This window comes from Neoroseomonas rubea, from assembly GCF_016106015.1.
GTDB lineage: Bacteria > Pseudomonadota > Alphaproteobacteria > Acetobacterales > Acetobacteraceae > Neoroseomonas > Neoroseomonas rubea.
Map to the genome: position 1 here is coordinate 1 of NZ_JACADQ010000027.1, position 26,934 is coordinate 26,934.

Below are 26,934 nucleotides of genomic sequence, written 5' to 3' on the forward strand. Positions count from 1 at the left end.
TTCCGAGCAGCCCAGGTAGTGGAGATCCTGGACGGGCTGGTCCGCCTGCGCGGCAAGCCGAAGAGCCTGAGGGTGGACAACGGCCCGGAGTTCGCCGGGCGGCTGCTCGACCACTGGGCCTATCTAAGCGGGGTGGAGATCGACTTCTCCAGGCCCGGAAAGCCCACGGACACCGCGTTCATCGAGGCGTTCAATGCCCGGCTGCGGGCGGAGTGCCTGAACGCCTCGTGGTTCCTATCCTTGGCCGACGCCAAGCAACGCATCGAAGAATGGAGGTGCCACTACAACGAGGAGCGACCGCATTCAGCCTTGGGCAACTTGACCCCGAGGGCTTTCGCCAACCAAGGTCAACCAGCTCGAGAACTTGCGTAGACCCCGGACCAGAGCCGGGGGCAGGACCACACTGCCACCGGACAACATCACCGGCGGACCGCTTCTAGGGGGCAGGTCAGTCAGAGTGCCCGAAAAACTTGCGCTGCAAATTGACCAGTCTCGATGGTCAGGACCACCCTAGCGAGCCCTCGGCTTGGATGTGTCGGTGCCCTCCCGCTTCGTGGCAGAAGCGTGGAGCGTATCCAGCGGCCCCGAATCGAGGTGCTCGAGAATCCGCTTCAGTGCCGCGATGTTGTTTTCGTCTTCGGCACTCCCGAGCGCTTCCTGCAGCACCGCGCGGATGTCGTCGGCTCCGACCCGCTCCATCTCCCAATTCGGATACAGACGCGCGCGCTTTTCCACAGTCCGGTCTAGCGTGACGATGTCGTAATGGCGTGGATCGCCATGAAGGCTCGCGATCAAGTTCTCCACCTGGGCGGGCGGCCCCTCGATCCACTGGAAGAAGACGCCGCTGCCGAAAACCAGCACCCCGGTGATGTCGCGGGCGACATTGCGGCGTTGAGACAACTCGATGATGCGAACGACCTCAGCGTCGTCGACGCCTTCGGCGGCACGACTGCAGTATACGAAGGTATCAAGAATTGGCCCGGCGTAGCCCGTGTCAGCGTCGCCCGGAAAACCGAATTCGTCGAACATAGGTCAGCTCGCTTCCTCTATGCCGGGCAGGCCGCGCCATCCGGTGGGTCAGCGTAAGGCTAGCGCATCTCCTCAATTTGAATAAGGAAGGAAGAGCTTCGATGATTCCTTTTTTTGAGATCAGCAACAATGATCGCCCTGGACGTGGCAGGCACCGTGTCCATCGCACGAGCATCCTTGCACTTGCTGCCGCTGGCTACTTCCCAATCGGCTGCGCAGGCGCTCCACCTCCACCGGCGGCCATCCAAACCCATCGATGCATCACCACACCCTACGGTCTGGTGGAATGCACGTTAATCGAAGAGGCGAGCGGCGCCGGATCGGAGGCACGCCCACTGCGCTAGGCACAGAGCCACCTTCCTCCGCACCAGGAGCCGAGGGTCCCATCATCGGCGTTGGGATGGCGCTGGCTAATCCGGTTTATCGAGGCCTGCGTGGACCAGCGGCATCTTCGACGTATACGCTAGGCTGTGGTCCGCGTGTTCGCCTCGCCATCGTCTCTCATGATCTGGGACAACATCGACGCTGCCAGTTCGGAAAACCAGCCATGGGGCTGTCCAAGACGCCGGCTTCACTTCTGACCCGGCCAGATCACCTGCCGCGAAACAAGTCCGAGCCACCTGGGCGCGAAATCGCCAGCCTCAGCTGCTTCTCCAGCGCCGCCAGCCGTGCCGCCCCGCCCAGATCGCGCAGAGCAATCCGCCCAGGAAGCCGCCGGCCGGCATGATGGTGAATACAATGCCCATGGCGAAGGCTCCCTCCATCCGGGAGACCTGGAAGAGGCTGCCCAGCGCATCAGCCACGAAGGCTGCCACGAAGGCCGACACCACGGCGCCGAGCACGAACGCAAGCATCGCACGGGCAAGCGCGTATCCCAGTCGGCTTGGCTGCCACCCTTGCCGCGCGCCCACAGCACCGCAAACGCCGATCACAGAAGCAATGATGAACCACATCACCGCGTCGGACCCTCTCATCGCATAGGGCAGCAGGGCCGCGTGTGCGATGAAGTAGGCAAGGGAACCAAGCGGCACACCCACCAGCGCACCCAGTATGACCCCGGCCGCAGCCTTAGCAGAGGACCCACCACCGACATGTGGCGGCACAGCCTCCGGTGCGACGCGCAGCGCGCTGAGGTGGTCGAACAAGGCTTCCGCGTCGATGACCTGGCCATCGGGCGCCATCGGCCAGCTCTCCAATATCTCGCGATGCGCGCCGCTCGCCTCAGGAGGTACACGCGCATCCACATCGCGCACCATGGCATCCAGCGTCGGGCCGAAGACTCGTCCCTGGCCCCGCATGATCCGATCGTATCTGCTTTCCGGGTTGTTTTGCTTCTCCATGATGCTCAACGTCTGGCGATTTCGCACCCTCGGCAAGGGCTGGCATCATCTCGCGAGATCCTGGAGCTCCAGCGAAGGTTGGTTTCTGGTTCCGACCGCTGCTCCAATCTTGTCGCTCAGAACTTGCCTCTCCCGAACGGTGCACCGCGCTGAGGCGCAGGTTTGGCCGGGGGTTCGTGCGTGGACCTCGGTGGGTCTAAGCCGCAACTAGCGCCGGATTTCGACCTGAGAAAGCGGGGAGTCTCCGAACCTTGAGCGTAGGTCGACGTTAGCCTGGACCTTGAGTCGTTGAGATCAAGTCGCCCTTTTCGGCCGCCGCATCGCCCACTTCGAGAACGCCACCGCCTACGGCCTGCTGAACAGCGGCAACGGCGAACCGTCACGCCGCGCCAGGTGAAGCCGTCCTGCATGTCCTCCGAGCGGAGCATGCGGCAGCCCGCCTGCGCGGCCCCGGCCAGCATCAACGAGGCCCAGAAGCCGAGGCGATGGGTGGTCACCAGTTCCTTCGCCTCAAGGATCACCCCCGGCGTGGTGTCGATCAGCGGGAAGCTGTCCGACCAGCCGAGCACGGCGCTGCGGGCCTCCGCCGCCTCGCGCTTGGCCTTGCGGGTCAGCATCACGAACAGCCCGCCGACCGCCTGCGCCGGCACCATCAGCTCGTGCTCGGCGAAGTCGCGCAGGACCAGCAGCGTGGTGTCCTTGCGCTCCTGCGGAGCTACATCCAGCCGGGCGACAGCCGTGCCACTGCGGTGCCCTATGCCGCCGGCGTCGCCGCCGGCCAGGGCTTCCTGGTCGACGCGTTGTTCTGCGACGCCGCCGTCGACGGCGCGCAGAACACTGTCGTCGGGGCCGACCAGTACGCCACGTGGCGCCGAAGGTGCCCGCGCTGCGATAGCCCTGCCCCGCGGTCGCTAATGCGCCCCAGCGCCCCGCAAGCCAGTGCGGAGCGGCACCAGAACGCCGGCTGCTGCCGCGCTGCGCCGGGAAAACCAGTCTCGCAGCTGATCATCTGGCATGGGCCGGGCGAACAGGAAGCCCTGGGCGGCGTCGCAGCCGAGCTTGGCGGCAATCGCCGCCTGACGTTCCGTTTCCACGCCCTCGGCTACAACCGACAGCCTGAGACCGTGCGCGAGCGAGACAGTCGCGCGCACGATTTCCTCCGCTCTGTCATCCATTCCAAGACGTTGTACGAAGCGCTTATCCAGTTTCACGGCGTCGAGCGGGAGGCGCAGCAATTGCGCCAACCCCGAGTTGCCCGTGCCGAAATCGTCGAGCACCAGCCGTGCTCCCCGCCCGCGCAGCGCGGCCAGGCTGTCCAGCGTGCGGTCGCTCACCCGATCCAGCAGCACTTCTTCGGTGATCTCAAGTTCGATGGCGTCCAGCGAAAGGCCCGCGGCCTCCACCTCCGTGGCGATATCCTGCGCGATGGTGGACCGCGCGACCTCGGCCGGCGAGAGATTGAGCGCCACTCGTGCGCCGGTCATCCCGTCGGCGCGAAGCCCAGCCACGACTGCCATGGCCGCTGCGCGCACCGCTCGCCCGAGCACAGCTCCACGCGTGGGTCCGAGCAGCGGAAACAGTTCGGCGGGAGGTACGCTCCCAAGTGAAGCATCCGACCAACGGGCCAACGCCTCCAGCGCGAGCACCGGTGTGCCCTTCCGATTGTCTGTGCTGTGCGCGTGGAGAGCGATGATGGGCTGAAGGACTGCCGTAGACCCGCGAACCGTTGCCCCGTCTTCGCTGATCGCGGCATCAAAAGTACGCACCACGGCTGCCGCCCGAACGAGGCGCTCCGCCCCTTCGCGGCTGGCCCAACCGATCCCGCCGCGACCTTCGCGCTTCGCAAGGACAAGCGCCTCGTCTGCCGCACGAAGCACGACCTCCGCGCGCTCGGCGTCTTCCGGGGCAACGGCAACGCCGAGAGTGGCGCCCAACCGCAGGAGCTTGCCATTGAACGGCACTGGCTGGTGCAATGCTTCGCTGATCTGTCGAGCAATGCTTTCCGCAATCTGTCGATTGTCGAGCCCGATCAAGAAAACTGCGAACTCGTCACCACCGAGCCGTGCGACGAGGTCAGTCTGCCGAACCGAGGCAAGCAGTCGGCTCGCAGCGGCGCACAGCAGTGCATCGCCCGCAGCATGGCCTTCGGCGTCGTTGGTTTCCTTGAAATGGTCGAGGTCTACTGCCACCACAGCCACCGGCTGGCCTTGGGCGATGAATTCGGCCAGCCGAGCCGTCGCCGCGCGTCGGTTCGGCAAGCCGGTGAGCGCATCACTCATCGCCGCCTCCTGGGAACGGCGAAGCGCACGGCGCAGCTCGAGGTTGACCATGACTGCGCTTGCCAGTGTGGAGATCACCTCGATCTCCTGCGGGCCGTGCTGCCGCGCTACGCGGTCGATCACGCAGAGGGTACCGATGGCCTGACCGCATTGAGCGACCAGGGGAACGCCGAGGTAGGCGCGGATGTCGGGCGCGCCAGTGACGAGTGGATTGCCGGCGAAGCGCGCATCAGCCGTCGCATCGGGCACCGAAAACGGGCGGTCCGGCGCGAGGATGGCGTGAGCGCAGAACGCCATTTCTCGCGGCGTCTCGGCGGCATCCAGCCCGTGGCGGGCCTTGAACCACTGGCGCCCAGCGTCAACAAGGGAGACCAGGGCAATGGGGCTGCCAGTGAGGCGCGCGGCCAGACGGACGATCTGGTCGAAGACCTCCTCGGCCTGGGTATCTAGGACACCGTAGGATTCCAGCGCGGTGAGGCGAGTCGCCTCGTCAGGTGGCAGCGAAGCCGGAATCATGATGGCTCAGTCTCCGATGGTACGCGACGCCTATCCGCAGCACCTGCGCCAAGGCCAAGGCCAAGGCGCATCCGCGCTCTCCCACTCGCCATATCGCGTGGGACTGACTAATCCCGAGTTACCTCACGAAGCTCCGCGGACATCATGATCCGGGACTGCCTGGCCGGTCGCGTAGCGGCAATCGACGGCGGAGCTGGTGTTCGTTGCGGAAGGACAGGTCGCTGTGGGCGAGCGACGCTTGCCTGTACCTCACGGCACCGGCCGCTTCGCTGACCTTCCCCCCTGCCTGGGATCTGCCGGTGATGAGAGAGTTGACGTCCTTGGAAGGAGGCAGGGATGCCGACGAAGCGTCACACGGCCGAGCAGATCATTAGTCTGCTGCGGCAGGCCGAGGTGGAGTTGGCGCAGGGCCGGACGGTCGGAGAGACCTGCCGGGGCCTCGGCGTATCCGAGGCGAGTTTCTACCGCTGGTGCGCTGAGGATGGCGAGTGACACGTGACGCGCGCCTCCGCTGCGTCAAGCGATGCTGCCCCAGCACCGCGCAGGCCTTCCGCTCCGACATGCCGAGTTCGTACACAACATGCTCGACGCAGGCCCGACGCTGCGCGGGGCTCAGCGTTTTCCCGACGCGGCTTCCTTCAGGATAACCTTCTCGAGCGTCAGGTCAGAGGCCGCCTTTCGCAGCCGCGCGTTCTCCCGCTCGAGTTCCTTCAGCCGCTTAACCCGGTCCAGTTTCAGCCCGCCGAACTCCGTCCGCCAGCGATGGTAGGTCGGCTCCGTCACGCCGATCGCACGCACCGCAGCGACCACCGTCTTCCCCTGGCCGATCGGCACCTTTGCCTGTCGCAGCTTCGCGACGATCTCCTCAGGCCTGCGCGCCTTCTTCCGCCCCATCCCCGCAACTCACATCGCCGCCGCCGGACGACATCACCGGCGGACCGCTTCTAGGTGGTCAGGTCAATGCCACCTCAGGCAGCTGGATCAGCGCTGCAACGACAGCGCATCGCCCAGCAGGTCAAAGACCACCCGCACGCGTCGGCTGGTGTGCAGTTCCCGATGTGTGACGAGCCAGATGGGGAAGACGATGGGCGCCGCCTCGGGCAGCACACGGCATACCCGTGGCTCCGCATCGCCGATCGCTTCCGTTGTGAAGCCGATGCCCGCGCCCTGCTTCACCAATTCCCAATGCACCAGGTGGCTGTCCACCTGAACTCGCAGTTGCTGCGCCGTCAAATGCAGGCCGAAGGCGCGCATGCCCTCGATGAAGTCGGAGGCTTCGCCGAAGCCCACAAACTCGGCCCGCGCTAGATCATCCCAGCCCCGAGGATGGCCCAGCTTGCTGAGATAGCCCGGCGTCGCGTAGGGGCGGCCCCGATCCTCTCCCACCTTGCGGGCGATGAGTTCCGGCTCACGCGGGTCGAAGTTGCGGATAGCGATGTCGGCCTCGCGCCGCAGCAGATCGGCCGTGCGATTGGTCGCGCGGATTTCCACCGTGATGCCCGGATGTGCCGCGCGCAGCCTGGCAATGATGGGGGGCAGGATGTGCGCCGCACAGACTTCGGTGGCGGTAATCCGAATCGGGCCTTCGATCCGCTGCGACTGGCCGGTCGCGGCCAGGGCCAAGCGGCCGGCGGCCTCGCCCATCGTGCGCACGTGGTCCAGCAACGCCCCGGCGGTGGGTGTGAGTACGAGGCCGCGACCGGCCCGCTCGAACAGGGCAACACCAAGCTCACGCTCCAGCGCTGCGATCTGGCGGCCGAGCGTTGGTTGGGTGAGGCCGAGTGCCCGCGCCGCGGCGGAGAGTGAACCCGCCTCGGCGGTGGCGAGGAAGGCGCGGATGCGGTTCCAATCGAGTTGTGTGGCGCTCCAATCCATACATCCTTGTATGGATCATGACCGGATTTCGCCAGTTCCACGCGTACTGCTGCATGGGTAGGTGACCAGTCTCACACCGCCGGAGACGAGACAATCATGCACATTCGACCCATCGTACCCCTCGCTGCCGCGCTTGCCCTGCTGGCCGGATGTGCGGCCACCATCAGTCAGGACGGCCTGGAGCAACGCACCGCTCAGGCCATCGGGCGAACCGTCGGCCAGTTCACCATCACCGACCGCGGCGAAGAGGCGGGAGGCCGTATCAATTACACCGTGAACACGCGCGACGGGGCTGCTTACCGCTGCTACCTGTACGGTGCCACCGGCCTCCAGAATGCCGTGACCTTCGGCCAGACACCGCATTCCGATGCCATCTGCACTGCCATGGCGAGTGGCCAGAGGGGGAGCGGCAATGAGAGGGCCGTGGCCACAGGCCAACCTGGTCGAAGCGCTGGGGGCGCTTGCAATGCGTTGTTGCGGGCAGCAGGGCGGTGCTGATCCGTCATCCCTGAGCCGAAGTCGCAATGGTACGGACTTTCGCCCGGCCGATTCCGCTTGTTCTGACTCTGGCCTTTTGCACCTTCATTCCCGTGATGATGGCCGCTGTCCGCGTGGTGCAGATCCCGCTGGACGCATTGCCCGAGGACAGCCTGCGGCTGACCTCCGTTCCTGTCGCATTCTTTCTTCACGCGCTCGCGGGCGTGCTGTTCGGCGTACTTGGGCCGGTGCAGTTTGTCCGCGCCCTTCGACGCCGATTCGGGACTCTGCACCGCCTGACCGGGCAAGTCTTTGTGCTTGCGGGAGTGGGGTTGGCGCTGTCGGGGTTGGCGCTGCTGCTGCAAGTCGAGAGCATCGCTACCGGGCTTCTGAATGCCGCACGCGGGGTCTTTGGCGTGGCGCTGATCGCGGTGCTCGTGCTGGGGGTGGCGGCGGCGCGGACGCACGCCATGCTTCGACACCGCGCTTGGATGATCCGCGCATATGCCATCGGCATGGGATCGGGAACCGTCGCGCCGGTCATGTTCCCCGTCTACCTGATCAGTGGAGAACCGCCCACGGGGCTGACCACTGACATCGTGGTTGTCGGCATGTGGCTGCTCACCATCGCTGTGGGTGAATCGGTCGTCCGGAGGCTTGCATTCCCCAACCACTGCAGCCCGTCAGCACCGTGAGCCAACCAGCTCAGCGTCGGAGGGAAGCACATGAACATCGGCAAGGCAGACAGCCAAAGATGTAACCACGATGACGGAGGCGCGGAGCGCGGATCCGTCAAAGGTTTCGGATGATCTCAACTAGGACTTGGCCCGTTTTCCTGCTCGCACTGGCCGGCGTTTCCACGCTCGCCATAGAAGCCAGGGTGCGTCGGATCGCCTTCAGCAGCGCATCGCCAGTGTCCATGGCGATGACCATCGGCGCGCCGCTGACCGTTGCCCCCGCCGTACCAAGGTGTTCGCTCTCGAAATACGTATTTCGGGTAAGTGGGCTCAAACCGAGGCAAGTGCCGACCGCACTGAAACCGGCCTTTTATCTGAGTTTTTGAGTTCCGCACTGAATCAGCGAAGTCAGAAGGTCCGGAGAGAATTGGCCTCCGGAGAGCGATTTTTCTCCGTCTCCGCGTCCGGCCGGTCGACAGGTCTGCACCGAAAACCCTAGGAAACCTGCCACTCAGCGCAGCCTCCGGTCCGGCGGAGAGCACGTCTCGGAAGGGAGCTGGCGGAGGGAGTGCACCCGGATTCGAACCGTCGCAGTCATCCCAGCCCGCGAAGTGTCTTGCCGCCCTACAGGATGAACCACCCCGCTTCCGGTCCAGAGGAGGCGGTGACGCGGACGGCGAAGTCAGCCGCCGCGTCGCCGTCGATGTCGCCCTCGATCCGGTACTCGCCGCCGCCGAGGTCTGTGTAGCGCAGCCTGGCCTGCCCGGGGGCGGTCTCGTTCGGCTGGGCGGTCCCGCGGCGAATCGGTTGTGGCCGCGTCGCGGTCGGCCCTCGATCAGCGCCGGGCGCGGCGCCCTGCTTTCCGCTTTCCCGTCGCCTTGGTCCGCTTGTCCTTCGGGGTGGCATGAACCGGCTCGGCTGCGGGGATTCCCTCCGTCCCAGCATAACGCTGGAGCGTCGCGCCGGCCGCCAGGTGCGGATAGGCCTTCGGGCCTGTCGGCCACGTCTTCGCGAAGGCGGCGACCTCGGCATGGTCGTGCTTGCGAATGGTCTGGACGAGGAAGGACGTCACCTGGGCCGGCCGCAGCCTCCGCTCGCGCAGGAGCTGGGCGTGCCATTCGCGGGCGCGCAGGGGGCACCAGTCGACCAGCGCTTCCTGCAGGGCGCGGCGAACCTCCGCGGGAAGTTCCTCATACGCCCGATAGGGGTCGCCCTTCAGCTTGCTGTAGGGCCTGGTCGCCATGCTGTTGTCCATGCCGGGCTTCTAGCGAAGGGCGGACCTTCGGGAAACCGCGGCGCCCCGCTCAGCCACCATCGAGGAAGGCGGGCCGCGCATCCGGGTTCCACCGGATACCGTCGGCCGCGAGCGTCCGCGCCAGCATCTCCCCATCCAGGCGGCAATGCCGCACCAGCAGCCGGACATAGGTGCCGACGAAGTCCGGACCGTGGCCATCGCCCGCGCCCTCGGCCGTGCTGGTCAGCGCATGCGCGATCTCATGCAGCAGGACCCAGCTCGGCAGGCGCGCCGGCGCCTCGATCGCCAGGCGGCTTCCCGTCGCGAGCGTGGCCCGGGACGCCCTGCGTGGCCGTACGCGCGGCGGCCATTTCAGGCCCTCGGCCGCCCAGACATGGTCGACGATCGCCTGCATCCGTTCGAACGGCACCACCGAGCGGTCCAGCGGCGCGACGACCCGGTTCTCCCAGGCGTAGAGTCGCCGGTCGCGCGCGCTCGTCATCGCGGGCGGCGCGGCAGCGACGGCGCGCCGCCCGCGCCATGGACCGGCCGCTCGAGATTGACGCGCCCACCGGCCTCCATCCCGTTCCGATACGCCGTCCCGTCCCGCACGGTGCGCGTCGTGTAGCTCGTCCGCAGGCGGATCCCGAGTTCGCGGAAACCCTCGGCGATGATCCGCCGCTTCACCAGGACCAGGGCGGTGCCCGACGCGGTCGGCGTCCGCGCCGCCTCCTCCGCCGCGCGCCGATGCGCTGCGAGGTCCGCGATGCGCTTCGACACGCGCTCGGCGAAGCCGTAGCGGAAGCTGCGGAGCCGGTTCTGTGGCGTCGCGCGGCCCTGCCGGTAGGCGTCGCTCGCGCGGTACGCCGCCTCCTCGTGGTCGACCGCGCGTGCGACGACCTGCAGCAGGTACTCCGCCATCAGCACATCCGGCTCGAGCCCGTAGAAGACGAAGGTTGTCCGCCCAACCATCCAGCCCTTGGTCTCGGTCAGCTCGATGATCGGCAGGAAGATGGTGCCGAGCGCCTGCAGGCGCGGCCCGCTGAAGACGATCTGGCGCTGGATGCAGCTCTCCTGCCGGAGTTCCACCTCCGACATGGTCAGGCCGTAGATCTCGAGCAGCTCGCCGATCTTCTGGGCGGCGGCCAGCGCCTCCGCCTCCGAGCAGCCGCGATCCACCGTGCGCGCCGCCAGGGCGCGGATGCGGCCCTTCACCCTGTCGAGTTCGGTCTGCTGGCTCACCGCTGCTGCGCCTCGTCCGCGTGACGTGAAGGCCGGTCCATCGCGCGCCGCACGGCGGCGTGCCCCCGCATCCGGCCCGACCGCCGTGGATCTTGGCGGTGCATCCGCCCCGCGCAAGCGTCGCGCCGCCGCCCGTGCCGCGCCTTGACCACCCGGCGGGCCGGCCGCAGCGTGCCTCGAGCAGCCTTGGCGCGGCCGGGTCGGCCCATGCCAGCGAGATGTCCCGGAGAGCCCCATGGCCACCCACCGATTCCACCCCACATGCTACTTCAACGCGATCGGCGTCGCCGAACCCGTCCTGCGCGTCGCGGATGGCGACACGGTGGTCACGGACACGCTCGACGCCTCCGGCCTCGATGCGCGGGAGGTTGCCGTCGGCAGCCGGCCCAACCCCATGACCGGACCCTTCTTCATCGAGGGTGCGGAGCCCGGGGACACGCTCGCCGTGCGGATCAACCGGCTGACACCGAGCCGCGCGACCGGCTGGACCTATTCGCCGCTCGCCCTGACCGTGCTGGACCCGGCCGCGATCATCGACCGGCCGCCGCAGCAGCGTGTCGTCTGGAACATCGACCGCGCGGCCGGGACGGTGCGCCTGCAGGAGCCGGTGAAGGGGCTGGAGGATTTCGCGCCGCCGATCCAGCCCATGATCGGCTGCTTCGGGGTCGCGCCGCCGGGCGGGCAGGCCCTGTCCACCGCGACCAGCGCGCAGAACGGCGGCAACATGGATTATCGCCTGTTCGCGCCGGGCACGACGGCCTGGTTCCCGGTCTCGGTGCCGGGCGCGCTCTTCTATCTCGGCGACGGGCATGCCTGCCAGGGCGATGGCGAGATCACCGGCACCGGCATCGAGACATCCTTCGAGATGGAGGTGACCTTCCGCGTCCTGAAGCGGAAGATCACCTGGCCGCGCGGCGAGACGGCGGACGACATCTTCACCGTCGGCAATGCCCGGCCGCTGGACCAGGCGCTGCAGCACGCCACGACAGAGATGTCGCGGTGGCTCGGCGAGGATTACGGGCTGGACGCGCGGGCCGCCAGCCACCTGATGGGCCAGGTCGTCCGCTACGACGTCGGCAATGTCTTCAACCCCGCCTACACCGTCGCCTGCCGCATTGCCAGGCGCTGGCTCCCGAAGCGGTAGGGCGGGGCGTCACGCCGCGCTGCCTCGCTCGCTCGCCAGCGCGCGGACCGGCGGTCTCTCCGGGGCGCCGGCGGCACCGGGGCGGGGGATCGTCCCACCCGAGACCGGGTGGCGTCCACGCCCCGGCGTGTCGCGGCGGCCGCCTGTCTATCCTCGCCCGGCGCGCTCGATGTTCCAGATGATCGGGAAGCCGAAATCGATCACGCCGCGCAGTTCCGCACGCCAGGCGGCGGGGGCGCGGAATTGCCCGGCGATGGGGAAGGTCGCGCGGTCGATGGCAACGCGGTTGAGTTCCGCGGCCAGTTCGCGCCGCCGCGCCGGATCGCTCTCCGCCTCGAAGCGCTCGATCAACGGCGTCATCGATGCCTCGCAGTATCCCCAGGGCTGGTTGCCGGTGCAGTTGAAGCCGACGCCGAGGTTCGACAGCGGATCCGCCATGTCGAAGCCGGTGTAGACGACCGGCACCACCGACCAGCCGCCGCGGTCGAGCGGCTGGCGTTGCACCCAGCGTTGCGCGATCGACGACCAGTCCGAGGCCTGGATGTCGAGGTTGAAGCCGGCGCGCCGCATCCGGTCGATCAGCATCAGGCCGAAGGGATTGAGCAGCGCGGAATCGACCGGGTGCATGAGCACCACGCGCTCGTTGTTGTAGCCGGCCTCGCGCAGCAATTCCTTCGCGCGGTCGATGCTGGGCCGCGCGATCGCCTCGCTGCCGCGGTCGCTGCTGAAGGTGGTGCCGCACATGAACATCGCCGTGCAATCGGGCCGCCCCACCTCGGCGAAGCCGGCGCCGGCCAGGATCTCCGTCCGGTCGAGGCATTGCTGGAGCGCGCGGCGCACCAGCACGTTGTCGAAGGGCGGCTGGTGGTGGTTGATGCTGACGGCGTACATCATCTCCGCCTGGCCGCTGGCCTGGGAGATGACGATGTTCCGGTTGCTCCGCATGCGCGGCAGGTTGTCGATGGGCGCGTATTCCAGGTAGTCCACCTCGCCCTGCTGGAGCGACGTCGCGCGCAGCGCGATGTCGGGCATGGTGATCATCTCGACGCGGTCCACCTTGGCGACCTTGCCGCCGGCCAGCCCGTCGGCCGGCTCGTCGCGCGGCACGTAGCGCTCGTTGCGGCGGAAGAAGGTGCGCTCGCCGGGGACCCATTCGTCGCGCAGGAAGACGAAGGGGCCCGAGCCCATGATCTCGCGCACCTGCTGCGTCGGCGGCGTGGCGGATGCGATGCGGGCGGGCATGATGAAGGGCACGTGGACGGATGGCTTGCCCAGCGCCTCGATGACGCCGCCATAGGGGCGCGACAGCTTCAGCACGAAGCCGTCCGGGCCGGACGTGGTCAGTTCCGCCGTGGCCGCCAACAGTCGCCGGCCGATGGAATCGCGCGCCCCCCAGCGGCGCAGCGAGGCGACGGCATCCTCCGACGTCACCGGCGACCCATCGTGGAAGGTAAGGCCCGGGCGCAGCCGGAAGGTCCAGGTGAGCCTGTCCGCGCTCACCTCCCACCCCTGCAGCATCTGCGGCCGGTAGCGCCCCTGGCCGTCCATCGACACCAGCGTATCGAAGACAAGGTAGGCGAAGTTACGCGTCACGAAGGACGGGCCGGCGATCGGGTCGAGGTTCTGCAGCCCGACATTGACCACGAAGCGGAAGGGCCGCTCCCGCCCCTGCGCGATGGCGAGGCGCGGCATCGCAAGCGAGGCGCCTGCGGCGGCGAGACCCTGGCGGCGCGTGAACATCATCTGCCTTCTCCTATCGGGGTTCAGGACTGCGTGGAGGCCCAGGCCTCGGCGACCTGGCTGCAGGTGGCGAACCAGACGCCCTCGAAGCCGCGCATGAAGGCGATCATCTCGCGCAACAGGGCGATGCGGCTCGGGCGGCCGGAGAACTGGGGATGCATCACCAGGTTGTAGTAGCCGCCCCAGCGATGGATCTCGCGGAACTCATCCTGCCAGACCTCGCGGATGTGGCTGTTCGTGAAGATCGGCCGCGGCGTCTTGATCGAGAACAGGAGGAAGGGCGCGTCGTCGAGGCTCCAGTGCCAGGGCAGCTCGATCACGGATTCGCCGTCCGGGCCGGCGATGCGATAGGGGTTGATGTCCGCCATCATCGAGCTGTCGTAGAGGAAGCCGTGCTTCGCCAGCAGGCGGATGGTGTTGTCGCTCGTCTCCCCGGCGGGCGAGCGATAGCCCTTGGGCACCACGCCGAGCACGCGCTTCAGGGCGGCGAGGCCACGTTCCATCTCCTCGACCTCCTGCTCCGGGAAGGCGGGGTCGATCCAGGCATGGGTATGGCTGTGATGGCCGATCTCGTGCCCGGCCTTCAGCACCATCTCCGCGCGGTCGGCGTGGTTCTCGACCGTCCAGCCGGGGATGAAGAAAGTGGCGGGCACGCCGGCATCCCGCAGCGTCTCGAGGATCTTCGGCACGCCCACGCGCGCGCCATAGGTCCCCTGGCTGAGCGTGCCCGGGCGCTGCGCGTTGGCGGGGTCGCGGGATAGCCACAGCGTCTCCGCATCGAAGTCGAAGGTCAGCGTCACCGCGACGTGTGCTCCGTTCGGCCACTTCACGCTCATGTCCATGCCCGTTTCTCCTTGCGTCATTCGCGCGGGGGGTGTCGCGCCGCGAGCCAGCCGCCATCCACGGCGATCACCTGGCCCGCGACGTAGGAGGCATCCTCCGAGGCGAGGAAGGCGACGACGGCGGCGACCTCCTCCGGCCGGCCCGCGCGGCGGAGCGGCGTCGGGTCCAGCACCGCGCGGCGATAATAGGCATTCCGAAGGTGGCCTTCGGTCATCGCCGTCTCGATGACGCCGGGGGCCACCGCGTTCACCGTGATGCCGTCCGGCGCGACCTCGCCGGCGAGCTGGCGCGTGAACTGCGCGATGCCGCCCTTGGCGACAGCATAGGCCGTCGTGCCGGGATGTCCGGCGATGCCGAAGACGGAGCTGACATTGACGATGCGCCCGCCCGGCCGCGCCAGATGCGGAAGGACGTCGCGCGTCACGCGCAGGACGGCGGCGAGGTTCACGTCAATGAAGCGCGCGATCAGCGCGTCGTCCGACTCCGCCAGCGGCTTCGACCCGCCGATGCCGGCATTGTTCACGAGGATGTCGATGCGCCCGAAGGCGTCGAGCGCAGCTTGCGCCAGCCTGGCCCCCGCGCTTGGTTCGGCGACGTCGAGCACCAGCGCCTCCCCGCCCAGGCGGGCCGCCGTCCGAATCACGCCCTCGTCACGATCCACGAGCAGAACGCGGGCGCCATCGCGCCGAAGGCGTGCCGCCACCGCTTCCCCGATGCCGCGCGCGGCGCCGGTGACGATCGCCGCGCGCCCCGCGAGGTCAGGCAAGCCGCCCTCCATCCACCGGCATCGCCACGCCGTTGACGTAGGACGCGGCGTCGCTCAGCAGGAACAGCACCGTCTCGGCCACCTCGGCAGGCGTGCCGAAGCGGCCCATCGGGTTGCGCGCACGGGTGTAGTCCTCCCGCGCGGCCGCGGCATCCCCGGCCTGGGCGAAGCTGTCGCGCAGCATCGGCGTCTCGATCGGGCCGGGGCAGACGATATTGGCCCGGATGCCCTTCGCGGTGTGGCCAGCGACCAGGCTGCGCGTCATCATCACCACCGCGCCCTTGCTGGCGGAATAGGCGGGGAAGACCGGGTTGCCGACGAGCCCTGCGCCGGAGGCGAAGGTGACGATCGCCCCGCCGCCCGCCGCCTCCATGCGCGGCACGACGTGCTTCAGCGCCAGCCATGTTCCCTTCACGTTGACGGCGAACAGGCGATCCCACTCGGCCTCGCTCACCTCCGGCAGCGGAACGGTGGGGCCGAGGATGCCGGCGGCGGTCACCAGCAGCCGCACGGGGCCGAGGCGATCAAGCGCCGCGGCCGCGCGCGCCACATCGGCCGCGACCGAGACGTCGCCGATGACGGCCTCGGCGCCCGGGCAATCGCGCGCGACGGCGGCCAGTGCCTCGGCGTTCCGATCCATCAGCACGAGCCTCGCGCCCTCCCGCGCGAGGCGCAGGGCGACGTCGCGACCGAGGCCCGATCCCGCGCCGGTCACGAGACCCACGCGTCCTTCGAACCGTGCCGCACCTCCGGTGGTGGTCAAGGCTACCTCCCGTCGCCGAAGCGCGTCGATCAGGCGGGCCGTGGAAGACCTGCTCGCAGGATCAGCACAAAACGCTATGCACCGCCCCCGCGGGTGTCAAACCGTGCGCGCCGCGCATTGACGGTCGTCGCAGCACCGCTAGCATCCCCGCATGGGTGGGAACATGAAGCTGGGCGCCCTTGTCGATCATCACGGGCATGTCGCGCCGCAGGACGCGCTGGCGGACGCGATGGCGCGCCGGTTCATGCCCTTCCCCAAGGATCCGCCGCCGCTGCTGTTCGACGTCGCCGGCCATCACGCTCAGATGGATGCGCAGGGCATCCTGCGGCGCATCGTCTCGGTGCCGCCGATCCTCTACCTGTACGAACTGCCCGCCGCTGAGCAGGCGGCGCGGATCGCCAGGCTGAACGATTGGCTGGCCGGGCTGGTCGCGGGGACGCGGCTGTCCGCGATGGCGGTGCTGCCGCTCGGCGACCCCGCCGCCGCGCTCGCGGAGCTGCGCCGCTGCGCCGAGCGCCACGGCATCCGCGACATCGCGATCGGCAGCCATGTCGCCGGCACCGACCTCGACAAGGCGGTGCCGGACGAGCTCTGGGCCGCGCTCGCCGAGGGCGGCGGCCTGGTGATGCTGCATCCCTGGCAGGTGCGCGACCGGGCGCGCCTGGACGACAGGCGGCTGGGCAATCCACTCGGCAATCCCTTCGAGACGGCGGTCGCCGCGGCGCGGCTGATCGAAGCCGGCACGCTGCAGCGGCATCCGTCGCTTCGCCTGATGCTCGCGCATGGCGGCGGCGCGTTGCCCTTCCTGCTCGGCCGCATGGACCGCGCCTGGGAGGCGGCGGAGCATGGCCGCGCGCCGGAGCGGCCTTCGCTCGCCGCGCGGCGCTTCCTCTACGACACGGTGGTGTTCGAGCCGGAGCCGCTGGCCTTCCTCGCGCGCATGGTCGGGCCGGAGCGGATCCTGTTCGGCACGGACAGCCCCTTCGACATGAGCCTGCAGGATCCGGCGGAGCTGCTGGCCGCGGCGGGGCTCGCGACGTGAACCCGGCCGCGCCGCTCCTCCGCTGGGCCGCCGGGCCGGGAGCTGCGGTGCTGACGCTCGCCGCGTTGCTCGTGCTGTGGGAGGCCGGTGTCCGCGGCTTCGACATCCCGCGCTTCCTGCTGCCGGCACCGAGCGACGTGGCGGCGGAGTTCATCAAGGACTGGAACCTGATCTTCGGCCATGCGGTGCAGACGGTGTGGGGCATCCTTGCCGGCTACGCCGCCGCGGTGTGCTTCGCGCTGGCAGCGAGCATGGCGATGATCCGCTGGCCGCTGGTCGAGCGCATGATCATGCCGATCTTCGTCGCGAGCCAATCCGTGCCGAAGATCGCGATCGCGCCGCTGATCCTGCTGTGGGTCGGCGCGGGGGCGGGCTCGAAGGTCCTGGTGGTGGCTTCGATCGCCTTCTTCCCCGTGGTGATCAACACCATGGCCGGCTTCAAGCAGGTCGATCGTGGCTTGCTGGATGTCTTCGCCAGCGTCGATGCGACGAGCCGGCAGACCTTCTTCCGGCTGCGGCTGCCCTATGCGGTGCCCTACATCTTCGCCGGCCTGCGCATCGCCACGACGCTGGCGGTGCTCGGCGCCATCGTCGCCGAATGGCTCGCGGCGACGGACGGCATCGGCTACCTTGTTCTGTCGGGCAGCTTCAACTTCAACACGGCGAGGTCCTTTGCCGCGATCATCCTGCTCGCCGTCATCGGCATGAGCTTCTTCGGGGCGATGGGCGCCGTGGAACGCGCGCTGTCCTGGCAGCGCGCTGAGGACGGCGCGACTCGCGCCCAGGCCTGACAACCACAGGGAGACGAGGCATGGCGACGCTTGGACGACGGACCTTCGTGGCGCTGGGCGCGCTGGCCGCCGCGGTGCCGGAGGGGCTGCGCCCCGCCCGCGCGCAGGGCCGCCTGCAGGATGCGATCCTGCGCCTGAACTTCACGCCGTGGGGCATGCACGCGCAGTACTATGCGGGGCTGCGCCAGAACATCTATCGCTCCGAAGGCATCAACCTCGAGATCCGCCCGGCCGCCGCCGGCCAGCAGAACGAGGTCTTCATCGCGGCGGGGCGCGAGCAGTTCCTGGTGGCCAACGCCGACGGCTACATCAAGTCCCGCGCCGCCGGCCTGCCGGTGGTCGCCGTGATGGCGGACCAGCCGGACACGCCCTTCTCGGTCTTCGCGCTGCGGACGACGAACATCTCACGGCCCGAGCATCTTCGCGGCAAGCGGATCACCTGGTTCCAGAGCCAGGTGAAGGGGCTGCTCGACCCGCTGCTGCAGTCGGGGGGACTGACGCGCAACGACATCACCTTCCTGACGGTGAGCCGCGGCGCCGAGGTGCAGATGGTCGCCGCCGGCCAGGCCGATGCCGGCTTCGGCTTCTCCTACGGCCAGCCCCTGACGCTCGAGGAGCGCGGCTTCCCCTGCAACGTCATGGCGCTCAAGGATTTCGGCGTGAAGTTCTGCGGCACCTCCATCGTCGCGAACGAGCGGGAGGCCGGCCGCGGCGACCTGACGGAGCGATTCATCCGCGCCACCATGAAGTCGCTGATCTGGACGCATGCGAACATGGACACGGCGATGAACTACGTCGTGGAGGTGGCGCCGGACCGCATGCATGCGCTCGAGGTGCGCAAGCTGCGCATCATCTACGAGATGTACCGCAGCCCCGACTTCGCCGAGCGCTTCGGCCGCTTCGACGAGTCGAAATGGGCGTCCTCGGTGGAATACCTGGCCGAAGGCGGCGACCTGCAGCGCAAGCCGACCGCGCGCGAACTCTACACCAACCAGTTCGTGGACCGGATCGAGGAGGCGAGGCAGCTCTCCGCCCTGGTGCACGGGCGCCCCGCATCCTGACCATGGACGCCGCCGTCCTCGAATCCGGCTTCGCCGGCCCTCCGGGCGCCGAGCACAAGGCCGCCTTCATCGCGGTCGAGGGCGTCGGCGTCACCTACGGGCCGCAGGGGGCGGAGCCCGTCACGGCCCTGTCGGAGATCGCGTTGCGCGTGCCGGAAGGCGCCTTCGTCTCGCTGGTCGGACCATCGGGCTGCGGCAAGTCGACTCTGCTGAAATGCGTCGCCGACCTTCTGCAGCCCAGCACGGGCGGCATTTCGATCGGCGGCGTGCCGGCGTCCGACCTGCGCCGCCAGGGACGCATCGGGATGGTGTTCCAGCAGCCCAACCTGATGCCGTGGCTGCGCATCGAGGACAATGTCCGCCTGCTGCATCGGCTGGTCGCGGATCGTGGCGTCGCGACGGCCGCGCCCGATGTGCCCGGCCTGCTGCAGCTCGTCGGGCTGGAAGGCTTCGGGCGCAAGTATCCCTCGCAGCTCTCGGGCGGCATGCAGTCGCGCGCGGCGCTGGCCCGCGCGCTGGCGCTCGACCCGACGGTACTGCTGATGGACGAACCCTTCGCGGCGCTGGACGAGATCACCCGCGACCGCATGGGGATCGAGCTGATGCGCATCTGGTCCCGGTTCGGCAAGACGGTGCTGTTCGTGACCCACTCGCTTGCCGAGGCGGTCTTCCTGTCGGACGCCGTGGTGCTGATGACACCGCGGCCGGGACGGATCGCGCGCATCCTGCAGGTGCCGCTCCCCCGCCCGCGCACGCCGGAGATGCGCCTGACCGACGAATTCGCCCACCTCGTCGCGGCGCTGAACCGCGATCTCTACCGGATGCTGGCCGCCTGATGCGTCCTGACCTGACCCCCGCGCAGCTCGACCGCGCGGCGCTGCTGCTGGTCGACATGAACCGCAGCCACCTCGACCATTCCATCGGGCATCTGCTGGTGGCGAAGGACGATGCTGACCGCATCATCGCCGCGGCGGCGAAGGTGCGCGACGCCTGGGCCGCCGCGGGCCGCCCGGTGATCTTCGTGCGCACCCACCATCGCTGGAACCCGGCCACCGGGGAGGTTATCGACAACCGCAACCCGTTCTGGATGGCGCAGCACGCCGCACCGATCCCCGGATTGTCCAAGCCGCGCAAGACGCTCGCGGTGGAAGGATCGCCGGTGACGGAGGTGGTGCCGCAGCTGGCGCCGCGGCCGGGCGAGCATACCGTCTTCAAGCACCGCTACAGCCCCTTCCACAACACGGATCTCGAGCTGCTGCTGAAGAACCTCGGCGTCGACACGCTGGTCGTGGGCGGCGTCAACACCAACAATTGCGTCCTGTGCACCTGCTTCGAGGCCTTCAACCGCGACCTCCGCGTGATCCTGATGCCCGATGTTTGCGCCAGCATGAACGGCCCGGGCTACCACGCCTCGGCATTGACGCTCATCGAGGCCGCGCTCGCCTGGCTGGTGCCTTCGGACGACATCGTCGCCGCCTGCGCGCGCTGACTTCAGGGAGGGGATTTCCATGGCCCAACGCCGCATCGGCATCGTCATGCACGGGGTCACCGGCCGCATCGGGACCAACCAGCATCTCGTGAACTCCATCCTGGCGATCCGCCGCGAAGGCGGGTTGCCGTTGTCGAACGGCGACCGGCTGATGCCCGACCCCATCCTGGTCGGGCGCAGCGTCGAGAAGCTGCAGGCCCTGGCGGCGACGACCGGCATCGAGCGCTGGACGACCGACCTCGACGCCGCGCTGGCCGACCCGCAGGACGAGATCTTCTTCGACAGCGCCTACACCGCCGCGCGTCCCGCACTTGCGCGTCGCGCCATAGCCGCGGGGAAGCACATCTATCTGGAGAAGCCGGTCGCGCCGTCGCTCGACGAGGTGCTCGAGCTGCGGCGCGCCGCCGAAGCCGCGGGCGTCAAGCACGGCGTGGTCCAGGACAAGCTGTTCCTGCCCGGCCTCGCCAAGCTGAGGCTGCTCAAGGACCAGGGCTTCTTCGGCCGCCTGCTGTCCGTGCGCATCGATTTCGGCTGGTGGGTCTTCGACGGGGAACAGGTGCCGGCGCAGCGTTCGTCCTGGAACTACCGTCTGGCCGATGGCGGCGGGCTCGTGCTCGATATGTTTCCGCACTGGCGCTACATCATGGAGGGGTTGTTCGGTCGCCCGACCTCGGTCACCTGCCATATCCGCACGGCTCAGCCCCACCGGCGCGACGAGCGCGGCCGGCCCTACGCCGTGGATGTGGAGGACGAGGCGCGTGCGCTCCTTGAACTCGAGGACGGCGTCGTTGCCGAGATCAACGCGTCCTGGGCGAACCGGGTGCGGCGCGACGACCTCCTGACCATCACGGCCGAAGGCACGCTGGGCAGCGCGGTGGCCGGGCTGCATCGCTGCGTCGTGCAGCCGCTCTCGACCACCCCGAAGCCGGTGTGGAACGTGGATGTGCCGGCGGCCCAGGATCTCTATGCGCAGTGGGCGCCGGTGCCGGATCTGCTGCCACTCAAGAACTCCTATCGCATGGCCTGGGAAGCCTTCCTGCGCCATGTCGCCGATGACGGGCCGAACCATGCGAGCCTGATCGAGGCCGCGAAGGGCCTGCAGCTCATCGAGGCCTGCCATGCCAGCCACCGTGAGCGCCGGTGGATCGACCTGCCCGCGCTCGGCGGATGATGCGTGCCTTCGTGGCGGACGCCGAACCGCCCCTGGTCTGCCGGAGACGCCGACGCCTGGGAGGCTCGAGCGATCGCGCGCACGACGACGGGAATGGCGGCCCGGCTTGAGGCCCTGGAACGCGAGACATGGGACCTGCCGCCAGCGAACGAGATCCTGCGCAGGGCATCGGCGCGCCCTGCCCAGGTGGAACGCGACGGCCGGTGCAAGCCATGGGCGGCGTCAACGAGGATCATCGCAGTGCGTAGGTCGCATCCCCGGTGGTGGTGCAGGACGGCTGGCGCTCGGGGCGCGTAGCGTAGTCCCTGGGTAGGCGAAACGGGGCCGCCCTGGCAGTCACCGCGATGATCCCGGCAGGATCGGGGTGCTCAGCCCTGCGACCCCAGGCCCTGGATCGACCACGATGGGCCACCCAACGCGCATGCTGCATGACGCTGGAAGCAACCCGCGCCGTCAGCAACACTCACAACGTCCGCCGCGACAGCCAGACACCGCGGCCCAACCGGCCGAGGATCGTCGCTCCCCCGCCCCGCGATGGGACACGACCGTCACCCGCGCCGCGTCGCGCCTGAACCGGGCCACGCGACACGCGCGATCATGCCGCCGGGCGGGCTGCGCGTCGCAGGCCGGCAGGGAGAGTCGCGGGCCTCCGCCGATCGGCCCGGCCCGGAACGCATCGCGATGATCATCGGCCGGGCCCATCATCGTTTGAACCGACGCCCGAGCGGCGCCTCGACAAGCGCGCAGCCAGGCGCGAGCCTTCGGCAGACCCGCGGAGCACTGCCATGGCAACCCTGATCCACGACACTACCATCGTGACCGTCGATGATGCCGATACGGTTCATCATGACGCATCCATCGCCATCGAGGGCGGGCGCATCGCCGCGATCGGCGCGAATGACGCGCTGCGTGCACGCTTCCCGGATGCCGAGCGCATCGACGGGCGCAACCGGATGGTCATGCCGGGCTTCGCCAATATCCACACGCATCTGGGCATGACGCTGGCCCGCGGCATCTTCGAGGACCTGTCGCCGCCGCATGCGCCGCCCTTCTGCGGCGGGCTGTCGCCCCTGCCGCTGCCGCCGCTCTCGCGGGAGGAGACGGGGGTGATGGTGCAACTCGGCGCGCTGGAGGCGCTGCGGTCCGGCACCACGGCGCTGTTGGAGGATGGCGCCGGCATCGCCGGCTATGCCGGGCTGCTGGAGACGACCGGGCTGCGCCTCCTGCTGGCCGAGCGCGCCTGGGATCGTGCGAAGGCCGGCATCGGCGACCCGGGCCCCTTCGAGGTCTCCGAGCGCCTTGGCGACGAGGGGATGGAACGCATCGCCCGCCTGCACGCCGAATGGAACGGCAAGGCGGGCGGACGCATCAAGGTGGGTGTCGCGGCCTGGGCGCCGGACATGTGCACGCCCGGGATGCTGAAGCGGTTGCGCGGACTGCAGCAGTCGCTGGATTGCGTCTGCACGGTGCACCTCAACCAGATCTGGGGCGAGGTCGCGGCGGTGCAGGCGCATCGCGGCATGCTGCCGACCGAATACCTGCATGCCGAAGGCTTCGTGAGCGATCGCATGGTGGCGGCGCATTGCCGCTGCATGGCGCACCGGGAGGAACGCCTGCTCGGCCAGGCGCGCGCGCGCGTCTCCTTCAACTCCGCCATCGCGGCGCGGCGCGGGCTGTCCCCGCGCATCCAGGTGCTGGAAGCCGAGGGCTGCACCATCGGCATGGGCACCGACAACATGGCCGAGGACATGGTGGAGGTGATGCGCACCGGCCTGTTCATGGAGCGCATCCGCCGCGAGGACGGTCGCAGCCCGACGCCGGAACACGCGCTGCGCTGGGCCACGCGCAACGGCTACGCGGCGATGGAGGTTCCCGATGGCGGATGGCTCGCGCAAGGCAACCGGGCCGACCTGATCATGGTGCGCACCGATCGCGCGCATCTGGTGCCGCGGATGCGCCCGGTCTCGGGCTTCGTGCACCAGGGCCAGGCGGCGGACGTGGTGGATGTGATGGTGGATGGCGCCTGGCTGATGCGCGACGGGCGCGTGCTGAGCATGGACGAGGAGGTGATCGTCGCCGAGGCCGACCGCATCGCGCGACGCGCCTGGGCGAAGATGTTCGCCGACAATCCCGGGCTGGAGGTGCCGCGGGGCTTCGCGCCGCCGGCGTGACCCCGCTTGCCCTGCGCCGGCGCCAATCGGCCGCGGCGGCGGCTCTGCGCCGAGGTGCGGCCATCCCTGGCCATGCCCGCCCGCGGAGCATCTCGCGCGGATGCGATGCGCCGGCGGCCGGGATCATCGGCTTTGCGCTTCCCGCGCGAGCTCGTCCCGCTCTAGGCTCGGTTCTTGCTTGCGATGGACTTGCTGGAACCAGGAGCGAGCCATGGATGCATCACGCCGCCTTCTCCTCACCGCGGGCATCGGCGCTCCCGGACTCCTGTCCGGCGCATCGCGGCGCGCCATGGCGCAGGATCCGCGCAAGGTCATCCGCGCGGTGCCGATCGGCGACCTGCGCACGCTCGATCCGATCTGGACGACGGCATACATCACGCGCAACCACGGCTACCTGGTCTACGACACGCTCTTCGCGCTGGATGCGGCCAACACGCCACGGCCGCAGATGGTCGAGGCCTTCGAAGCCAGCGGCGACGGGCTGAACTGGACCTTCCGCCTTCGCGAAGGGCTGATGTGGCACGACGACACCCCCGTGCGCGCCGCCGATTGCGTCGCGTCCATCCGCCGCTGGTCGGCCAAGGACGGGATGGGCCGCGTGCTGGCGACGGTGACGGACGCGATGGAGGCGCGCGACGCGCGCACTTTCACGCTGAAACTGAAGCGGCGCGTCGGCTTCCTGATCGAGGCGCTGGGCAAGATCGACAGCAACGTGCCCTTCATGATGCCCGAGCGGATCGCCGCGACGGATCCGAATACCGCCGTCACCGACCCGATCGGGTCCGGCCCGTTCCGCATGCTGCGCGCCGAATGGGTGCCGGGCGCGAAGGTGGTCTACGAGAAGTTCGCCCGCTACGTGCCGCGCGCCGAACCGCCGAGCCAGGCGGCCGGCGGCAAGGTCGCCAAGGTGGACAGGGTGGAACTGCTCTACACGCCCGACGCGGCGACCGCGATGAATGGGCTGGTGGCCGGCGAGTTCGACCTGCTGGAGAGCCCGGCGCCGGATCTGGTGGCGCCGCTGTCGCGCGCACGCGGCGTCGTCGTGGCGGCGAATGATCCGCTCGGCGTCCAGCTGTTTGCCGTGATGAACCAGCTGCATCCGCCCTTCGACAAGGTGGAGGCGCGCCGCGCCCTGATGATGGCGGTGAAGCAGTCCGACTTCATGCAGGCGACGGTCGGCGACCGTACGCCCTGGCGCGAATGCGCCGCCCTGTTCGGGTGCGGGCCGGACGACGGCGTGCAGGCGGATACGCTGGGCTGGCCCGCCCATGATCTCGCCCGCGCGCGCGAGATGCTGCGCGCCTCGGGCTATGACGGGCGGCCGGTGGTGGTCATGGACCCGGCGGACAACGCGACGCTGCATCCTTCAGCGCTGCTCATCGCCGATGCGCTGCGGCGCATGGGCGCGACCGTGGACCTGCAAGCCATGGACTGGAGCACGCTGGTGCAGCGGCGCGCCAATCGCGGCGCCCCGACCCAGGGCGGCTGGAACATCTTCGTCACCAACGCGACGCTGACAGGCATCGCCAACCCGCTGCTGAACACCTTCGCGCGGCATTGCGACCAGGCGTGGTTCGGCTGGCCCTGCGATGCGCGCGTCGGTGAACTGACGAACGCCTGGAGCTTCGAGCCGGAGGCGGCGAAGCGCCAGGAGATCCTGAAGCAGCTCGAGAGATTGCACCTCGAGGTCGCGACGCTGGTGCCGCTCGGCCAGTACCGCAGCGTGATCGCGCATCGCAGCGCCCTGCGCGGGGTCATACCCGGACCGGCGCTGTTCTATTGGAATGTGGAGAAGACCTAGGCGACAGCGCCAGTCTTGCAGGCGTCGGGATCGACGATCCCGGCGGCGCGACGACCTTCGCCGCGATCGCGACAGACGCGTTGGACACGATCCGCGGCCCGATCCGGGTCCTACATCAACACGCCGGGCGCGCTGCCATGCCGGTTCTCGTTGACCCCGCTCAACGCCAATCGCTAGCGTTCCTTACACTTCGGAAGGACACGGGGCGCCGTGCCGCTCGACATGACAGGCCTGACGCTCTCCCAGAAGACCGTCGTCAAGCGCCTCGAAGCGGACATGCTCTCCGCCCTGCAGAAGACGCGGGACAAGATCGCCACCGGGAAGGCCAGCGCGGCGCTGACGCGTTGGTTCGGCGCGAACAGCACCGCGCTCGCTAACTCGGTCAAGGGCAAGGTCGCGAGGATGCGTTCGGTCCTGCTCAAACGGACCATCAAGTGCCTGGACGGCGAGAAGAGCCGTCCCGCAGGGACGAACGCGGAGGCGCTCGGCTACGATACGGGATTGTTCGACGGCGGCATCTCCGAATCTGACCGCGTCGCGCGGATGCTCGACGACGACGACTCGATCCATATCGACCCCAATTTCAAGAGCCTGCCACGCACTGCGTCGGGCGCTGCGAGCGGCTGGACGGGCCAGGACCAGCTGGAGACCCTGTTCCACGAGCTGAGCCACATCGTCCTTGGCACCGACGACGAAAAACTCGACGACAACGCGACCACGGCGTATGGTGGTGCCAATGCGCGCCGGCTGGCGGTCCAGTCGGCGGCGCGCCCCCAGAACAACGCTGAAAACTGGGGCTTCTTCATCGAGGAATGCGGGACCTGACCCGCGGCCTGTGCCATCGTGCCCCGCCCAGCCGGACGATGACCGCGTTTGCCGCGTGCGCGCTGCGGCCGGACACGTCCGGGCGTTCCGGGCCGCACCCGCCGCCCGGGCCGGTCCACGGAAGTTGGAGGGACGTCGACTCTCGCGAGGCGGCCCATTTGACCATCGGGCTCAACTCGCCGACCTTGGCGGTGACGGTCGGGACCGCTGGCCCGAGTCCCACCGGCCAACCGTCGCTTCGCGGCGCCGGGCGACACACGAGCCTTCCCGCGGCGCCGCGGCGCCGCCTTATCTCGCAGCACTGGACGTCCATGGACGACAAGGACCACGTCTTCGCCCGGTTCAAGGATGACAAGCCCGAACCGGCGAACCGGCGCGAAACGCTGAACATCCCCCGGCGCAACGGCGCGACGGGCAGCAGGACCGTGCAGGTCGTGCACCTGCGCTCGGGCGGGGCGACCAAGGATCGCGCGCAGCGCCAGGACACACAGGTCCGCGCCGCGTCCTGGGACGATGGCTTTCCCGCGAAGAAAGCCTTCTCCGCACCCGAATTCGCCACGCCCGCGCCCGCCCCGCCGACGCCGCCCAGGGCGCATGTGATGCCGGCATGGGCGCCGGCCGAGCCAGCGCCAGCGCCCGCGCCGGTCCCGGACGCGGC

At 68.9% G+C, this 26,934-nt stretch carries 26 protein-coding genes and 2 pseudogenes; 15 read left to right on the top strand and 13 right to left on the bottom strand.

What is annotated here, in order from left to right; all coding sequences use genetic code 11:
• Positions 1-372 (top strand): integrase core domain-containing protein (locus tag HW577_RS05260; protein ID WP_198375019.1); only part of this gene is annotated, 372 nt, incomplete at its 5' end.
• Between the two features lie 138 nt (positions 373-510).
• Here HW577_RS05260 and HW577_RS05265 read toward each other — a convergent pair.
• The 4 genes from HW577_RS05265 to HW577_RS05280 all read right to left on the bottom strand — a co-directional run bounded on the left by HW577_RS05265 (position 511) and on the right by HW577_RS05280 (position 5,164).
• The gene (locus tag HW577_RS05265) at positions 511-1,029 is read right to left on the bottom strand and encodes a BLUF domain-containing protein (protein WP_198375020.1); all 519 of its coding nucleotides are present in this window, start codon (positions 1,027-1,029) and stop codon (positions 511-513) included.
• Between the two features lie 641 nt (positions 1,030-1,670).
• Entirely contained in the window at positions 1,671-2,378 is a 708-nt protein-coding gene (locus HW577_RS05270) for a hypothetical protein (protein WP_198375021.1), read from the bottom strand.
• A 107-nt stretch (positions 2,379-2,485) separates the two neighbouring features.
• Complete coding sequence (locus HW577_RS05275; protein WP_198375022.1) at positions 2,486-3,022, bottom strand: PIN domain-containing protein; 537 nt, start codon at positions 3,020-3,022, stop codon at positions 2,486-2,488.
• 258 nt (positions 3,023-3,280) lie between these two features.
• Complete coding sequence (locus HW577_RS05280) at positions 3,281-5,164, bottom strand: putative bifunctional diguanylate cyclase/phosphodiesterase (RefSeq protein ID WP_198375023.1); 1,884 nt, start codon at positions 5,162-5,164, stop codon at positions 3,281-3,283.
• Positions 5,165-5,500: 336 nt separating this feature from the next.
• Between HW577_RS05280 and HW577_RS05285 the strand changes: the two genes are divergently transcribed.
• Positions 5,501-5,656, top strand: coding sequence for a transposase (locus HW577_RS05285; RefSeq protein ID WP_198375024.1), 156 nt, complete (start codon positions 5,501-5,503; stop codon positions 5,654-5,656).
• 13 nt (positions 5,657-5,669) lie between these two features.
• On the opposite strand, the pseudogene HW577_RS05290 reads toward HW577_RS05285, so the two are convergent.
• Positions 5,670-6,058, bottom strand: a pseudogene (locus HW577_RS05290) (transposase); the annotation flags it as partial.
• A gap of 87 nt (positions 6,059-6,145) precedes the next feature.
• Positions 6,146-7,039: a LysR family transcriptional regulator gene (locus tag HW577_RS05295; RefSeq protein WP_198375025.1), complete on the bottom strand. Its 894-nt coding sequence runs from the start codon at positions 7,037-7,039 to the stop codon at positions 6,146-6,148.
• Positions 7,040-7,135: 96 nt separating this feature from the next.
• On the opposite strand from HW577_RS05295, the gene HW577_RS05300 reads away from it, so the two are divergent.
• Together HW577_RS05300 and HW577_RS05305 are read left to right on the top strand one after the other, a co-directional pair.
• Entirely contained in the window at positions 7,136-7,537 is a 402-nt protein-coding gene (locus HW577_RS05300; RefSeq protein ID WP_198375026.1) for a hypothetical protein, read from the top strand.
• 26 nt (positions 7,538-7,563) lie between these two features.
• Entirely contained in the window at positions 7,564-8,211 is a 648-nt protein-coding gene (locus HW577_RS05305) for a DUF2306 domain-containing protein (protein ID WP_198375027.1), read from the top strand.
• An 817-nt stretch (positions 8,212-9,028) separates the two neighbouring features.
• Here the strand turns inward: HW577_RS05305 and HW577_RS05310 are convergent.
• Genes HW577_RS05310 through HW577_RS05320 form a run of 3 tightly spaced genes read right to left on the bottom strand, consistent with a single transcriptional unit; the run spans position 9,029 to position 10,669 of the window.
• On the bottom strand, positions 9,029-9,448 hold the full coding sequence (locus HW577_RS05310; protein ID WP_198375028.1) for a DUF6525 family protein: 420 nt from the start codon (positions 9,446-9,448) through the stop codon (positions 9,029-9,031).
• Between the two features lie 49 nt (positions 9,449-9,497).
• Positions 9,498-9,929: a hypothetical protein gene (locus HW577_RS05315; RefSeq protein WP_198375029.1), complete on the bottom strand. Its 432-nt coding sequence runs from the start codon at positions 9,927-9,929 to the stop codon at positions 9,498-9,500.
• The gene (locus tag HW577_RS05320; RefSeq protein WP_198375030.1) at positions 9,926-10,669 is read right to left on the bottom strand and encodes a DUF2786 domain-containing protein; all 744 of its coding nucleotides are present in this window, start codon (positions 10,667-10,669) and stop codon (positions 9,926-9,928) included. The genes HW577_RS05315 and HW577_RS05320 overlap by 4 nt, the downstream gene beginning before the upstream one ends.
• Positions 10,670-10,904: 235 nt before the next feature.
• Between HW577_RS05320 and HW577_RS05325 the strand changes: the two genes are divergently transcribed.
• Complete coding sequence (locus HW577_RS05325) at positions 10,905-11,813, top strand: acetamidase/formamidase family protein (RefSeq protein WP_198375031.1); 909 nt, start codon at positions 10,905-10,907, stop codon at positions 11,811-11,813.
• A 147-nt stretch (positions 11,814-11,960) separates the two neighbouring features.
• Here the strand turns inward: HW577_RS05325 and HW577_RS05330 are convergent, their stop codons facing one another.
• The 4 genes from HW577_RS05330 to HW577_RS05345 are packed head-to-tail and all read right to left on the bottom strand — an operon-like array spanning position 11,961 to position 15,925.
• Complete coding sequence (locus tag HW577_RS05330; protein ID WP_198375032.1) at positions 11,961-13,556, bottom strand: ABC transporter substrate-binding protein; 1,596 nt, start codon at positions 13,554-13,556, stop codon at positions 11,961-11,963.
• 20 nt (positions 13,557-13,576) lie between these two features.
• Entirely contained in the window at positions 13,577-14,395 is an 819-nt protein-coding gene (locus tag HW577_RS05335) for a polysaccharide deacetylase family protein (RefSeq protein ID WP_198375033.1), read from the bottom strand.
• 17 nt (positions 14,396-14,412) lie between these two features.
• Positions 14,413-15,162: an SDR family NAD(P)-dependent oxidoreductase gene (locus HW577_RS05340; RefSeq protein ID WP_232474695.1), complete on the bottom strand. Its 750-nt coding sequence runs from the start codon at positions 15,160-15,162 to the stop codon at positions 14,413-14,415.
• Positions 15,155-15,925 (bottom strand): SDR family NAD(P)-dependent oxidoreductase, encoded by a 771-nt coding sequence (locus HW577_RS05345; RefSeq protein WP_198375035.1) that lies wholly within the window; start codon positions 15,923-15,925, stop codon positions 15,155-15,157. The genes HW577_RS05340 and HW577_RS05345 overlap by 8 nt, the downstream gene beginning before the upstream one ends.
• 163 nt (positions 15,926-16,088) lie before the next feature.
• Here HW577_RS05345 and HW577_RS05350 point away from each other — a divergent pair, with 163 nt between their 5' ends.
• The 10 genes and pseudogenes from HW577_RS05350 to HW577_RS05395 all read left to right on the top strand — a co-directional run.
• On the top strand, positions 16,089-16,967 hold the full coding sequence (locus HW577_RS05350) for an amidohydrolase family protein (protein WP_198375036.1): 879 nt from the start codon (positions 16,089-16,091) through the stop codon (positions 16,965-16,967).
• On the top strand, positions 16,964-17,758 hold the full coding sequence (locus HW577_RS26425) for an ABC transporter permease (RefSeq protein WP_198375037.1): 795 nt from the start codon (positions 16,964-16,966) through the stop codon (positions 17,756-17,758). Before HW577_RS05350 ends, HW577_RS26425 begins: the two co-directional genes overlap by 4 nt.
• Before the next feature lie 20 nt (positions 17,759-17,778).
• The gene (locus HW577_RS05360) at positions 17,779-18,819 is read left to right on the top strand and encodes an ABC transporter substrate-binding protein (RefSeq protein ID WP_198375038.1); all 1,041 of its coding nucleotides are present in this window, start codon (positions 17,779-17,781) and stop codon (positions 18,817-18,819) included.
• A gap of 2 nt (positions 18,820-18,821) precedes the next feature.
• Positions 18,822-19,655, top strand: coding sequence for an ABC transporter ATP-binding protein (locus HW577_RS05365; protein ID WP_198375039.1), 834 nt, complete (start codon positions 18,822-18,824; stop codon positions 19,653-19,655).
• Entirely contained in the window at positions 19,655-20,308 is a 654-nt protein-coding gene (locus HW577_RS05370) for a cysteine hydrolase family protein (protein WP_198375040.1), read from the top strand. The genes HW577_RS05365 and HW577_RS05370 overlap by 1 nt, the downstream gene beginning before the upstream one ends.
• Positions 20,309-20,327: 19 nt before the next feature.
• Positions 20,328-21,479 carry a Gfo/Idh/MocA family protein gene (locus HW577_RS05375; protein ID WP_198375041.1) on the top strand — a complete coding sequence of 384 codons (1,152 nt, stop codon included), beginning with the start codon at positions 20,328-20,330 and terminating at the stop codon, positions 21,477-21,479.
• Between the two features lie 785 nt (positions 21,480-22,264).
• Complete coding sequence (locus HW577_RS05380; protein ID WP_198375042.1) at positions 22,265-23,650, top strand: amidohydrolase family protein; 1,386 nt, start codon at positions 22,265-22,267, stop codon at positions 23,648-23,650.
• 211 nt (positions 23,651-23,861) lie between these two features.
• Positions 23,862-25,451, top strand: a complete 1,590-nt coding sequence (locus tag HW577_RS05385; protein ID WP_198375043.1) for an ABC transporter substrate-binding protein — start codon at positions 23,862-23,864, stop codon at positions 25,449-25,451.
• A gap of 210 nt (positions 25,452-25,661) precedes the next feature.
• The gene (locus tag HW577_RS05390; protein WP_198375044.1) at positions 25,662-26,276 is read left to right on the top strand and encodes a M35 family metallo-endopeptidase; all 615 of its coding nucleotides are present in this window, start codon (positions 25,662-25,664) and stop codon (positions 26,274-26,276) included.
• Between the two features lie 158 nt (positions 26,277-26,434).
• Positions 26,435-26,934: pseudogene (locus HW577_RS05395) on the top strand (hypothetical protein); the annotation flags it as partial.